The following is a 13966-nucleotide window of genomic DNA, read 5'->3' on the forward strand; positions in this document are numbered from 1 at the left end:
GGAGACAACCCTGATGACTTCACCATTGAGTATTATTACCATAAAATGAGCCAAAGTGGTTAGTGGAAGCCACTTTTTGACACAATTCGACAAAATTTTGGCCAATATTTGCAACAAAAATTTATAAATTGCCCAGTTAACAGTCTTGATTATATACACAAGTGTTAAATTTTATGATCTAGGATAAAGTTTTCTATATAAAGTTTGACACCTCTTATGACTGTACCAAGAACTATTTGTCTCGGCTTCTTAGCAGTAATTGCGATCGGCACATTCTTCTTATGGATGGATGATACCATTTATCACAGTAGTTTTGGCAATCCTATTACCGCACTATTTCTCGCCACTTCTGCCGTCTGTGTCACGGGTTTATCAGTTGTTGATGTTAGCGAATTTTATTCATTTTGGGGGCATTTTTGTTTAGTTAGCTTAGTGGAAATTGGAGCCTTGGGGTACATGACCGCCAACACCATACTTCTGCTATTAATTGGCAGAAAATTTGGGCTCCGAGATAAATTAGCACTCCAAAAATCTTTGGATACCGCCGGAATCGCTGGAGTCATGCCACTGCTCAGATCTATTATAGCGACTATGGCCTTATTTCAAATTGCCGGAGTTATCTTATTAATGATTGTTTTTCTTCCGGATTATGGCTTAAAAAATAGTCTGTGGCTGGCTATATTTCATAGTGTAAATGGCTTTAATAATGCCGGATTTAGCTTATTGGAAGAGAGCTTAGTTGATTATGTATCCTCTCCCATCGTCAATATAACAATGAGTATTTTAATTATTTTTGGTGGTTTAGGATATCAAGTAATCATGGAACTTTTTTTGTGGATTAAAACTACATTAAATAAAGAACCAATGCGTCGGGATTTTTCTCTACACTTTAAAGTTGTCACCAGTACCACTATAATTCTGCTATTTTCCGGGTTTTTCCTCTTTTTTATCACCGAATTTAATAATCCTCAAACCTTGCAGAGTTTAACCATATTCGGCAAAATGCAAGCCGCCTGGTTTCAATCTGTCACCAGCAGAACCGCTGGATTTAACACCATATCTATAGGAGATATGACATATTCAGGAATTTTGATTACTATGATCCTAATGTTTATTGGTGCTAGTCCAGGAAGTACAGGAGGCGGCTTAAAAACCACTACATCAAGAATATTGGTAAACTGCACCAAGGCAGCCCTACAAGGTCGAGATGAAGTCTTATGTTATCAGCGCAAAATTCCCTCCCCTTTGATTTTAAAAGCCGTCGGAGTTTTGGTCGGTTCCATTACTGTGGTTTGTGTAGCCACATTATTAATTGTGATTATGCAACCAGAATTAGGATTTGGTAGCATCTTTTTTGAAATTGTCTCAGCCTTTGGAACCGTAGGTCTGTCTACTGGCATCACTGGAGATTTTTCGATGCTCAGTAGATTAATTATTATTGCCACCATGTATATTGGTCGGGTGGGAGTATTATTGCTAATGTCTGCGGTTTTGGGTGATCCTCAACCTTCATCAATTGATTATCCAGAAGAAAACCTATTGGTGGGTTAACTATTGATTATCTACCAGGTAAACTCTAGCAATGGTAAAATCAACAGATTATTATCTATTTCATAGGATTGTTAGGACATCATGAATCTTTCATCTCTTAACTTTTTTCGGAATTTACGCGCCGAAAAACAACAATTTGCAGTCATTGGCTTGGGTCGCTTTGGACAGGCTGTTTGTTCGACTCTCAATGCTTCAGGCTATGAAGTTCTCGCCGTTGATAATGACGAAAAAAGGGTCAATGCGGCTTTAACCGATCGCATTGCTACCCATGCTTTACAATTAGACTCAACCGAAATGTCAGCTTTACGAGAGGCGGGAATATTTGAACTAGACACCGTAATTGTCGCCGTGGGGAGTTTCCTCGCCGAAAGTATTACCACCACCCTTAACCTCAAAGAAGCCGGGGTAGCGAATGTCGTGGCTAAGGCTTCCTCAGAAACCCATGTAAAATTGTTAAAAAAAGTGGGTGCGGATCTAGTTGTGTTCCCCGAAAGACAAATGGGACAGGAGTTGGCGCGACTCCTGACTAAGCCTAGACTCGTGGATCAGTTTGAACTAGACCCTGATCATAGTATCGTGGAGATGGTGGTTCCTGATGATTTTGATACTAAAACTATCGCTCAATTAGAACTCCGTAGCAAATACGGTTTGAACCTATTGGCTATACGCACGGAAAATCAAACACTAGAAATCAATCCCCTACCTAACAAACGTTTAAAGAAGGGGACTATTATGGTGGTTTTGGGGTCAAACCAGGATATTAACCGACTTCCGATTTAGGGTAACTATTCCCTACCAGGATTAGACTGAGGAATGATTTTCCCTAAACTCAGATCATCTAAATCAATTCCCTGAGATCCTCGTTGCTCTAATTGATCTAATACACGGGTGAACTGAAACCATACCGAACCCGCCATCATTACGGTGACGGGAACGGATAAGGCGTAAGCTACACGGCTAGAAATGGCAAATATCTGCAAACAGGAAGCGAGGAAAACACAGATCCCTACCGCGCAAGCTAAATAGGGAGCGAGCATCCTAAATCCCCGTAATTGGGCGATCGCACGACTAGATTTATTAATTTTCCAGTCGTTGACCAGTTGCTTGAGGGTCGCCACAAAGGGAACACAGCAGATAATACCAACCCATAAGCCAGCAGCTAACAGAAAATATGGCGGCTCGTACATCATGATCATCCTATCAAAATTGCTGAATATAGCAATCCTAATTGATTTGTTACCCAATAGGCGATCAAGATACCAACCAGATCAGCCACACCAACCAACATCCCAGAACTGATCATAATTGAGAAATTTACAGTCTGGGATGGTTGACCAAATATGCAAAAACCGAAGCCTCAACCGGAGACTTAGGCTTGAGCAGATAGCATCTGTTTTAGCTTTTCTAATTCATTCGCCCAGCGGGGATCTGGCTGAATGGAATCGGGAGTGCTGCTAGAGTTGGCGTTAGCAGAACCTTGTTGATTCCGATTAGATTTTTTCTTCTTACCACCACCACTTTTTGTAGGTGCAGAACTTGGGCTAGAAGTGGGAGACTGGTTAGCAGCAACAACACCAGGCGTAGCCGTAGCTGTAGCCTCTCCACCATCAGAACTACGACCCTCTTCAGACTCTGGCTTGTTTTTCTTACGAGGTTGCGCCCTTTCAATTTTTAGCGCATTTTCCCCGAACATAAAGCCGTTGTACTTCTCAACGATTTGATCGGCTAAATCATCGCTTTGGACGGTGACAAACCCGAAACCGCGACATTTTCCAGTCTTGCGGTCGGTTATCACTTTCGCTGAAATCGTATCGCCTTCCTCTGCAAATACAGCTTGCAATTCTTTGCGATCGAGTTCTTTGGGTAAGTTTCCAACATACAATCTAACGGACATTAGTGATACCTCCAGTAGGAAAAATTTGATATTTGAGTTGAAAAATCTTGTTGAGTTCAGATCACGTTAATAAATCATAATTAAACTCAGCCTTGACTTGACAAAAAAGACCACTTGGTGTTACTTCCAGCCTGAACTCACTGAGTATGATCATTGGCTTCAATATATAAATGAGTTTCCTGGCTGGCTGAGATGAGCAGCCTCAAATATCCAAAAGATTGAGATTGATTTGAACGGTCGAGTGAAATTTGAGTCATGCTTCAAAAATATCTGCTATAGCTGTTCCTATCACTTTTGTCAATATGTTTTAAGTTTAAGGTTTCTATAGCTGCGATCGCAGTAACTAATGTCAAAGTAATTCAACTTCAAACCTGTTAAATGCTTCTTTAAGTTTAGTATGTTTTGGCGAAACAAAATCACAAATTTTATGGAACGACTAACTTGTTTGGCAATCTTTGCAGTCAGATCACTGCCACCACTGATGATCTACATAGACTTTTGCCATTGCTAAGACCACAGCAGCAACAGACCATCTTTCAAGATATCACAGATATCGCCTATATTCACGATGTTAACAAATGTAACATTGTTTGGGACAAAATGCAAACTTGATACATTAGAAATTCTAATGGTAGGTGTATTTAAAGTCTACCGCTAGAAATGATACTCGCTCCCCCAAAAGCCAGTGATCCGGCTAGAATGACTGACCACAAGGGATGTCCGCCATAGATACGGCTACGATCTGCCACATTTTCCAGTTTTTCTATATCAATCCAGGGAGTAGCCCCCCGTCGCCACCATCCAGTTATTTTAACCGAATTACCAATCAAATCAGAGGGATGGATGGATTTTTGCCAGAAGTTGGCCAGGGGTGTCCACTGGGGGATATAGTGGAGGGGAACTATACCGCTGGCGGTTTTTAAGATCAGTTCTTGACCCATGATATTACTAATTCCCGACCGTCCGATTAGCTGACCTTCTATGCAAATGGGTTTACTGTCAATGGGGATACTGTCGGGATTACAATATAGATCGCGGAGATTAGGATTGTGAATGATGGCCGCGGGTTTGATGTCGGGGAAAAATTGATTATTTCTCCAAAATATACCTAAACTGACACCAATGGGAACACAACCCCACAGAATCGCCCGATCCCCATATAACCATTCTAGTTGCCAAATCCCTAGCTTGCCGAAAATTGCCCCTAATAGCCAGATTAGCAACCCGATCGCTAATCCGATCGCTAATCCTAAATAAGGGGCGACTTGCATTAAAAGTTGAGCGCGATCGCCTCGGGAATCAGACAGGGACTTAACTTCAAGGTTTAACTGAGTTTCTATTTGCCAAAATTTGCCATAACTGTTGAGAATCAGTAGGCGATCGCCTAATAGGGGATGAGAATTGCTAATCTGTAACCAGTAGCGATGGGGATTTCTCAGATCCCATGTTAATAGAGATTCAATGTCCCAGCCTTGGTTCAACCCGATCAGTTGACTTGGCGGGGAACTAACCAATATACTACCCAGAGTCATCCCCTGGGTAGGAGCGATCGGGGTTAATAAGTCCAACCCTTCTAATAAAAAGGTAGTATTGTCTAACTGGGGTGTGGTCTGTGAGATACCAATAGCCATTTTTAGCAGCGCCCTGGTCAAACCATTGGGATTTCCGGTTAAATTACAACAGATGCGATCGCTATAATAAACCCGCCGCCTCGAAATCCACAAAGCCGGAAACCGGAGAATCTGATAAACTCCATAAGCCAATACCGAAACCGGGAAAGCTATCACCCGCAGAATGTAGGTCGCTGGTTTTAATATAGATAGGGCTACATCAGGAATTAATGGGGGTTCAGACCTAACTCGCTCAAAACACCATTGCGCGCCGATAGCTGAGTATTGATAAATCAAGTAGGGAATTTGCACTAATAGGGTAATAAACGACATCACCAGAAAATCCCAATTTCCCACACTCGCGATTTCTCGCGCGTAAATGGTAGCTATTTCGTCAGGGGTTAGGGTATCGAGTAAACCCTGGCTAACCACAATTCGCACAAATCTTGGCCAGCATCCTAATGTCATGGCGATCGGGGTAGCGGTTGGTAACACTCGCAGCGCCGGAAATTTCCAATTTCGCGCTTTACAGTAGTTTTGTAGGATGCGATTGGCTTCTGGAGATAATGCTAATAATTTCGTCCGGGGGAGGGTTTCTTGACCGTAACATAATTTCAGCAATCCATCCCATAGCCAGGGGGAGACTATAAATAATAACCCTAAAACCCAGTACAGCCATTGGTTAGGATTGCGGTATAGCCATTGAATGGGTCGCACCACGGGTAGGGATATCAGGATATTATTGGCGTTTCTGAACAGAAATTCCACAATGCGAGGACTTATCCACAGCAGGATAAATACGGTTAGGAATTGTTCGATCCTTAATCGGGTGACTTTCAGTTTCCCTATTTTTCGCCACTTGGTCGCCCTTTCCGCTTCTTTCCATTGATGGGAATGTGAAACTGTCTCAGTTTCCGTCGGGGTGGTCCAGGTTTGCGCTTCCTCTGGGGGACTCTCTGGGAGAGAATTGCTGATTACTTGGGGCTGTTGTTTCTGCGGTTGGTCTGATTTGATCTCAATTGGCGGTTTGTTTAATGGGGGGATGGGTTTTGGTTTTGGTTTGGCTTTAGGGGTGGTTGATTGAACTTTGGGCGGTTGTAAGTTGGGGTCGAAGGGAACAAATCCTGTCGCTACGGTAGGGGGGACTGAGGGGTTAGGCTGGCGACTTTGGAGTTGCTGGAGTTGATTACTAGCCCAAGTTCTGATTTTTTCTGGGGTCTCTAGTGTGAGTGTTTGACATAGAGAAATGGCGCGATCGCTTTGTCCGCTGCGATCGTATGCTTTCACCAAGCCAATTTGGGCTTTGAATCCGACTTTCGTATGGGGTTGAGAGTCGGCGATGGGTTCTAAAAGTGCGATCGCCTGTTGGTATTGTTTCTGTTTAATCGCTGCTAACCCCAACTCTAGGGAATTTAAGTCGGGGTTTAGTTCTTCCTTACTGCGATCGGTAGATGACATCAGCCTATCCTCAATCAGCCTCCCCTTTAGAGTATCCCAATTTACAACATCTGTGGTGGATCAATTCCCTGCTGCTTCAATAACTCTATCAATCGTTCATAGCGTTGACGTTCCTCCTGTAACTCAATTTCCGTCTGTTGCGCTTTCATGCGTTCCTGTTGTAACTCAAGTTCAGCCTGTTCAGCCCTTTCACGTTCCTGCTGTCGTAACTTATCTAATTCCACTGGTGTTAAAAATTTCTCCCCATCTGGTCGATAAATTTCTAGCCCAGTTTCTGTTAACTCAAACCTAATTTGTAACCGAGGACTAACCCAACCTTTCATGTTTTCAATCGATTCTAGCCAATTTTCTGACCGCAAAAAACCAGTTATCTCTTGTGACTGCGGGTCATATAGATAATATTCATCTACGCCATAGCGTTGATAAAATAGTAGTTTTTCCGCCATTTTTTTCGATGTATTTCCCGGCGAAAGAATTTCAAATACTACCTGCGGCGCGATATTATCCTCTTCCCATTGTCGATATGAGCCTCTATCCCCCTTGGGACGACCACAAGCTACCATGACATCTGGCGCAGTACGGATTTTATTATTTCCTTCCACTGGATACCACAGTAAATCACCCGCCACAAAGATATTTTCATCCCCAGAAAACAATATTTCCAGGTTTTCTTTGATAATCACAATCCAGCGAAATTGTTGCGTGTTATCAGACATGGGTTGACCGTCACTTTCAGGATAAATAACTGTCGGTTGGGTTTCGGGTATAACTTGTTGTACCATAATCGATTATTCCCATATATTCGCGACTTCCTAAGATTGTAGCATTTTTCGAGATATTAATCAATCTTCCCAAACTTGATGACCGGGGTAGTCAATTATCAGTCAAAACCGTAACATCAATATTTGGATAGTCGTCAAATAGTCTAGGGATTCTAGTGTTAGATATAGGTGATACTCTGGGATGGGCGATACTACTGCTTAGTCGTTGGGCGATCGCTCATTGATGATACACCCGAAATTATACTCAGGCTGATGAGATCTTGTATTAATGTGGCACTCCCATATTAAAATACTGTCAGCCTAGGGGTTGTTTATCGGATATAAACGGAGATCAACCACCCGGACAAATTTCGGAAAATATCCTTAAATAACCTCAGTTAACCACATTAAACTGATCAAATAAATGATGTCTTGGCAACGTCCCGACGGTAGACAGCCCCACCAACTGCGCCCTGTACAGTTTGAGCTAGATTATACTCAATTTGCGGCTGCCTCAGTCCTAGCAAAATCCGGCAATACCCAAGTGCTTTGTACGGTAACAATTCAACCGGGAGTACCCCGATTTTTGCAGGATACCGGAAAAGGTTGGTTAACCGCAGAATATCGGATGCTTCCGGGGGCGACTCCCCAACGTCAACCCCGGGAATTGATGAAACTCTCAGGTAGAACCCAGGAAATTCAACGCCTGATTGGTCGTAGCTTACGCGCGGCGGTAGATTTACAGGCTATGGGGGAAATAACTGTTACGGTAGATGCTGATGTGTTACAGGCGGACGCAGGAACCCGCACCACCTCGATTACTGGGGGGTTTGTCGCCCTGGCTCATGCTTTTAATAAAATGGTAAAACAGGGACAGTTAAAGCGATCGCCTATTATTCATCAGATCGCCGCCATTTCTGTCGGAATGATGCACGGGGAACCCTTACTTGATCTCAATTACCAGGAAGACGTAGCAGCCGATATCGACTTTAATGTGGTCATGCGCGATGACCTGGGAATTATTGAACTTCAGGGAACAGCAGAAGCAGAAAGTTTGAACCGAAATCAGTTAAACCAAATCTTAGACTATGCCGAAAAAGGCATTACAGAACTCTGTCAATTACAAAGGCAGGTTTTAGGGCTAACTGATTAATTAAATGATTAATCATCAAAGCTGATTTAGGGGCGGGTTATCCTGTGAATTAATTATCCCCACAGCCCCATTAATCAACCCGTCCCGACTGACCTGATGAATCTAAATAAATATTCCCAAACCATTGTGAACCCTGGCGGCTGTATCAGGGGTGCGATTAAGTAAATGCCCACCCAGCACCAAACTGGTAGAACTGCCACCATCCAAATTTATAGCATCGATCGCCCCTAATTGCTGCATCAATTTTGCCATTTCTGTTAAACTAGGTCCCGCCCCATTCACCCGGTTATGAACAGTCACCATAAGCACTTCTCCCGTCGCTGTCACACCCACAGCGCTGCGGATAGCCAACTGTTGACCAAACCAATAATTAAACCCTTCCGCCTCTGCATTAACCACAATATTGCGATTTTGCACCAACAGAGGTCCGCCACCCATAATATGAGGAAAATCTATAAACTCAGAGGGAGTAGTTGTCGCCGTAATTGTTAACCGAGAACCGACCCCAAAAGCACTAACAGCACTCCGAAAAGAACGGAAAACCAGCAGATAACCATTAGTGGGGATAGCTGTGGGAGTTTGATCATCAGGTAGTTCAATTTGTCGAGTTACTTGGTCTCCCGAAACTACCACCACAATTTCATTAAGAGTTAGAGGGAAATAACTGGCTCCCCATTCGGAAGTATAACGAGCAATTCCCGCCTTCACATATCCAGTATTTAGCAGGTCTACCTCAAAGCGTTGTCCCGTAGAAATTACCAGAGTTTCTACTAACTTTAATCGCCCCATTCTCACTCTTCCATTATTATCCCAAGCCATAGCACCCCGATTAAGTATTGGCCCAGAAAACCACTTATTATCCTTACGAATAACCCCCAAAGGTAATAAGTTATTACGGTTAAAATATCCGCCATTAATCCCCCCCAAACTTGACCAAGTTTTGGTAATAGCTAAGAAAGAGTTAGTCCCCCGCATCTGATTGGTTTCGGTCCATATCGGGGCGATTGACAACCCCGACCGAGGAGTTATCGTTAACCAGACTGCCGGAAATTTATCCCCTTCTAAAGTTAAATATTGCTGTCGCGATCGCAGTCCTGGATAAACCAAAATACTCTGTTCCACTAAAGCATCTCGCCGCAGTTCAATTACCAATCTATCGCGATTATGAAGGGTTTGGGTGCGGACTCTATACCCATCAGGTAAAGTTCCCTTAATCACGGTTTGAGTGGCTGAAATGCGAACGACAATGGGTGATGGTTTCTCAGAACTGCCGCTAGTTTCCCCCTCATTTTGTTGTTCTTGATTACCAGATTTAGGGGGTGTGGTTGCCGTTTCCGGAAACCGATTGGCTAGAGATTCAGCAGCGATCGCATCTAACACCACTTCCCATTCTCGACTTTGTTCGTAAAGTTCCCAAGGGGTAGCTTGACTTAGTTGTATCTCAATCCGGCAAATACCATCGTTTTCATTAACCGTAATATTGTCAACTTTGCTAGGTACAGAGAATATGCGTAAAGTTTGGTTATCAATAACCATTTCCCAATTCCCTACCGGGGCGATATCGTCCAAATTCAGATAGCGAAATTCCCGGTCTAGTTGAGTTTTCAGCCGGTAAGATTTGCCAATAGTTGAAAACCACTTAACAGGCTGAACGTTAACATCATCAGTATTCAGTAACTCCATACCTAAAACCAATATCGCCCCTTTGTTGCTAACTCCCGTATAAGTGCAAATTCCCGAACTCCACTGACCCCAAGCCGCGCGCCAAGTCCGACCATTTACTGATAGGTGAGTCCCCCGCCGAATTACTCCGGGGTTAGCAAGTTCCACAATATACGGGGAAGCTACTATAGGGCTTTGGTTCAGAAATACTCGCGCCTGGTAAATGCAAGCCGCCACTTCTCCCCTCGTGGCGGGACGGTTAGGCTTCAAAATATCAATGGTAGGCGCGTTTACTACTAAGCGGTTTCGGGTGGCTGTGGCGATCGCCTGTTGGGCGTAGTTGGGAATATTACCCCCATCCTTATATATAGCAGTTAAAGACACAGATGCTCCCGCCTGCATCTGTAAGCCAGACACTAAAGCCAGTAAAACGTGCAACCGGGAAATGTTCTCCCCAGGAAGAAACCGACCATCAGGAAAACCACTGATAAATCTGGATCTAAACGTATTGCGGATCGCTTCAGCCGCCCAAAAATCGGCCGGAACATCTGCAAAGGGTGTATACTCCCGTTGGGGTACTAGGGAAAAGGCCGCTTGGACAATGGAGGCAAATTCAGCCCTGGTCATCGTTTGGTCGGGGCGGAAGGTTCTATCTTTAAACCCACTCACAACCCCTTGGCGTTGCAGACCTTGGATAAACGGATAAGCCCAGTGTTGGCTGATATCGGTAAATGAGGCGACTGTGTTGTTCATAAAATATTGCGATCGCAAAGGTGAAACCTTAACCCCATATTTTAATTCCTTCACCACTCCCACTCCCAAAAAAAAACGCCCACACTCATAAAGTGTGATGGGCGCTTGAATCAGGGTGCATCTACTATGATATGTAGTATAACCCCTGATGGGTGAAACCCTACACTAGCTTAACAAAACTTTACAATTGCCAATTTCTCCTATACCATCAATTATTGATTTTTTATTCAACGCCGCGTCGCCGCCTTTTTGCCCTAACCCCTTGACAAATTTCTGGCGATCGCCTATCATTGTCTCGTTTATTCACCATGGCTATACGCTTGATTTTTTATTCAACGCCGCGTCGCCGCCTTTTTGCCCCAACCCCCTTGACAAATTTCTGGCGATCGCCTATCATGATATCGTTTATTCACCATGGCTATACGCTTGATTTTTTATTCAACACAGTCCCATCAAGAAACCAAACTTCTCCGATTAACCCTGGGGTAACGCTGGCTTTATCAATGGTAGTTGGTCGGGTAGAAAATTATGAATTTTTACTTGTGAAAATTATCTGCTGTCCCTTCCTGCCCAGGTGTGCAGCCGTAGACTTGTCGTTTAAATTTCATCGGTTATAATGGTAGTAGAGGTAAATAAAATCTATAATCAACAGAGGTAAAGACCATGTTACAAACTCTTCATAAAACCCCAGTTAAAATCCCTCAACAGTCCCGGACTTTCAACGAGATTAGACCAGAACGCAGTCACACTAAAGCTCTCACCGAAAAAGGCAAACTCGTTGGCCATTGGCGCACTGATGACCAAGGAAAACTCTATTGTCAGTGGTTTCGGGAATGAGTGTTTCTGATTAGAGGGGGATTAACAAGTAATTTCAGGAGATTTCCGGAAATATTCTTCCAGTTATGGTAGTAATTAGGGGTCGAGAGAGATGTCACCATCTCCCCCTCCCATTCAAAACCGTACTTGAGACTTTCACCTCATACGGCTCTAGTGGTGCTTCCACATCCAGATAATTGGCATAGACACGAAAAACTTCCTGATGTGACGCACGCGCAGACTGGTTATGGTCGAAAGAGAAGTCACCTTCCCCAACTCCAATTCCAAATCGTGCTTGCGAGTTTCCCAGCACACGGCTCCTGATGTAGATACCCTATTTTTCAGTAGGAACAGGGCTACGACCCCCCGCTTTGTAACCTCAACTTTAGGAGCTATATACAACCTCGTAGTCTTTAAACTCGCACTCGTCATCAAACTCTTAATTGTCGCGGTCTCTATATCCACACCGTGGCTAGTGGGCATATCCTAACCATTACAGTTAGGCATTAGCTTTCAGCCACATCCTTTCCCCTTAAAGGTATACGCTTACACTTTTCACTACTCCACAGGTACATCCTGCCGAGAGCCTAAAAGGGGTTTAAACGTTCCGTTTATACGGGCATTCCATCTTTAGACTTGTCCTGTCCACCGGGGTAATTTCAAAGGTCTGTGTAGGTAGTAAAGAGAAACCCCTACTTTTCCCCTTGCTCTTTTGAGCGCAGCGTGTCAACCTGTTTCGCTACCTCTTTATGACGGTGGTTCAAGTCGGAACATTCAGATTTCCTTAGTCATGGATGGTTGGCAGTGGTCGCATCTGGTAGTAGGTTCTACTTCACGCCTTCCATTCCCCGCTTCAATCTGACGGGTTATGATTCCTAAAACTGGGGGTGGCTACCGCCGTTACTCTCAACTTCGCGCTATAATAGGAGGCTCACAACTTCCTCCGTTCTAACGTTCTGTCTTGACCCAGAGTTCCCTGCCTTGCTTAGATTTCTCCAAGCGTCGGGACATATAAACAGTTATGGGATGGTCAGGGAAGCGACTCCCTATATTCCACCAAGGGGTGGAAGTCCCACCGGGCAGTTATTTCGGGTATTGCCACCCTATGCGCGTGCCTGAACGTTTCGCACCTCCATTGTTAAAGATACAGCATTGACGTTATCTAACGCCGTTTTATCATCATGACAGTGGCGGTGTAATAGCTGAAGGTTGTTGTATTCATCCTTTCCACCGAGGTTTCGAGGTACAATGTGGTCTACTTCAACTAAGTCATATGGGGTCAAATATTGCCCGCACCAGGTACACTTGCCTTTTTGCTTTTTGAGTAGTTTTGCTACCCTATTTGGCGTTCCGATTGCTTGTCCTTTTCTGTTTGACCAGTAAGTCCAATTTCCGTCGTATGGTGTTGCTTCAGGTTTGATCAGGGTGTGTCTGACAATTGGAGTCCAGTTATGTTTCCATAACTGAAGTCCATCTTTAGTTCTAAATAACCAGGTTTCATGTCTTTCTTTCCCATTACTGAGTATGACCGTTCCCGGTCTCAAATAATTCCTCAGTTTTTCGATGTTTGCCTTTCCGCATCTTGATACTTTCCATGCCCTTAACATTTGCCAAATTATGTCATCTAGCTTGCTGAATGTCTCGGATGAAACTACTCCTGAGTAGTAATTTTCCCACCCCCGAATAATCGGGTTTAGCCTGCTAATCAGGGCAGACTGGGGTGCGGTCTTATGCTGTTTTATCACACCCTTAATCACTTCTGTATGGGCTTGAACTGCTTTCTTACTGGGTTTTATGTGGGTTTTGTGACCGATTAATCGGCTCGCTGTCCCACCTGTTTTTCCCGATTTATATTTTCCTACAGGGTATTGCCTGATATTAAATCCTAATAAATCAAAACCTGCTTCTTCTGTTCTGCCCTCGTATTGTATGGGGTTAAGTGTATGACACACTCTAGTCTTTTCAGGTTTAATTTCCAATCCTACAGGTTTTAACCATTCGGAAATAGCATTTTTACACGGTTCAATGATATCGAGTGAAGGTGATATTACTACGAAATCATCGGCGTATCTTACTAACGAGGCTTGCACTCTATTAGCTTTCTTGGGATACATTGTTTCAATTAACCTAACCATTCCCAACAGTGCAATGTTGGCGAGTATTGGACTTATAGCAAAAGACAGAGTAGTTAGGACGTATAATAGCAAGGATATCTACAGAAGACCCAAAAGGCCAGCCCCCTACAGTTACGACCTTAGACAAAAAGTTATCAATGCAATTGAACTATACGGTATGTCCAAAACCAAAG

10 protein-coding genes and 1 pseudogene are annotated in these 13966 nt (G+C 43.7%); 5 read left to right on the forward strand and 6 right to left on the reverse strand.

Going from position 1 to position 13966, the window contains the following annotated elements:
- Nucleotides 1–216 precede the first annotated feature (216 nt).
- Both ACTIE0_RS10000 and ACTIE0_RS10005 read left to right on the forward strand, forming a co-directional pair.
- Nucleotides 217–1551 (forward strand): TrkH family potassium uptake protein, encoded by a 1335-nt coding sequence (locus ACTIE0_RS10000; protein WP_006668112.1) that lies wholly within the window; start codon nucleotides 217–219, stop codon nucleotides 1549–1551.
- An 81-nt stretch (nucleotides 1552–1632) separates the two neighbouring features.
- On the forward strand, nucleotides 1633–2331 hold the full coding sequence (locus ACTIE0_RS10005) for a potassium channel family protein (RefSeq protein ID WP_006668113.1): 699 nt from the start codon (nucleotides 1633–1635) through the stop codon (nucleotides 2329–2331).
- 5 nt (nucleotides 2332–2336) lie between these two features.
- Here ACTIE0_RS10005 and ACTIE0_RS10010 read toward each other — a convergent pair whose 3' ends face one another.
- From ACTIE0_RS10010 to ACTIE0_RS10025, 4 genes are all read right to left on the reverse strand, one after another.
- Nucleotides 2337–2738, reverse strand: a complete 402-nt coding sequence (locus ACTIE0_RS10010) for a hypothetical protein (RefSeq protein ID WP_008049203.1) — start codon at nucleotides 2736–2738, stop codon at nucleotides 2337–2339.
- A gap of 182 nt (nucleotides 2739–2920) precedes the next feature.
- Nucleotides 2921–3445, reverse strand: a complete 525-nt coding sequence (locus tag ACTIE0_RS10015; RefSeq protein ID WP_006620927.1) for an RNA recognition motif domain-containing protein — start codon at nucleotides 3443–3445, stop codon at nucleotides 2921–2923.
- 641 nt (nucleotides 3446–4086) lie between these two features.
- Nucleotides 4087–6513 (reverse strand): zinc metalloprotease HtpX, encoded by a 2427-nt coding sequence (locus ACTIE0_RS10020; protein WP_006620930.1) that lies wholly within the window; start codon nucleotides 6511–6513, stop codon nucleotides 4087–4089.
- A 41-nt stretch (nucleotides 6514–6554) separates the two neighbouring features.
- Nucleotides 6555–7295 carry a Uma2 family endonuclease gene (locus ACTIE0_RS10025; RefSeq protein ID WP_006668118.1) on the reverse strand — a complete coding sequence of 247 codons (741 nt, stop codon included), beginning with the start codon at nucleotides 7293–7295 and terminating at the stop codon, nucleotides 6555–6557.
- Nucleotides 7296–7701: 406 nt separating this feature from the next.
- Between ACTIE0_RS10025 and rph the strand changes: the two genes are divergently transcribed.
- Entirely contained in the window at nucleotides 7702–8427 is a 726-nt protein-coding gene (gene rph / locus ACTIE0_RS10030; RefSeq protein WP_008054590.1) for a ribonuclease PH, read from the forward strand.
- Nucleotides 8428–8529: 102 nt separating this feature from the next.
- On the opposite strand, the gene ACTIE0_RS10035 is transcribed toward rph, so the two are convergent.
- Nucleotides 8530–10896 carry a phosphodiester glycosidase family protein gene (locus ACTIE0_RS10035; protein WP_231296417.1) on the reverse strand — a complete coding sequence of 789 codons (2367 nt, stop codon included), beginning with the start codon at nucleotides 10894–10896 and terminating at the stop codon, nucleotides 8530–8532.
- Nucleotides 10897–11029: 133 nt separating this feature from the next.
- Here ACTIE0_RS10035 and ACTIE0_RS10040 point away from each other — a divergent pair, with 133 nt between their 5' ends.
- Together ACTIE0_RS10040 and ACTIE0_RS10045 are read left to right on the forward strand one after the other, a co-directional pair.
- The gene (locus ACTIE0_RS10040) at nucleotides 11030–11272 is read left to right on the forward strand and encodes a hypothetical protein (RefSeq protein ID WP_150105288.1); all 243 of its coding nucleotides are present in this window, start codon (nucleotides 11030–11032) and stop codon (nucleotides 11270–11272) included.
- Between the two features lie 233 nt (nucleotides 11273–11505).
- Nucleotides 11506–11679 (forward strand): hypothetical protein, encoded by a 174-nt coding sequence (locus tag ACTIE0_RS10045; protein WP_006620936.1) that lies wholly within the window; start codon nucleotides 11506–11508, stop codon nucleotides 11677–11679.
- A 1082-nt stretch (nucleotides 11680–12761) separates the two neighbouring features.
- Here the strand turns inward: ACTIE0_RS10045 and ACTIE0_RS10050 are convergent.
- Nucleotides 12762–13829 (reverse strand): annotated as a pseudogene (locus tag ACTIE0_RS10050) (group II intron reverse transcriptase); the annotation flags it as partial.
- Between the last annotated feature and the right edge of the window lie 137 nt (nucleotides 13830–13966).

It is taken from the genome of Limnospira sp. (assembly GCF_051859755.1).
GTDB classification, from domain to species: Bacteria; Cyanobacteriota; Cyanobacteriia; order Cyanobacteriales; family Microcoleaceae; genus Limnospira; species Limnospira fusiformis.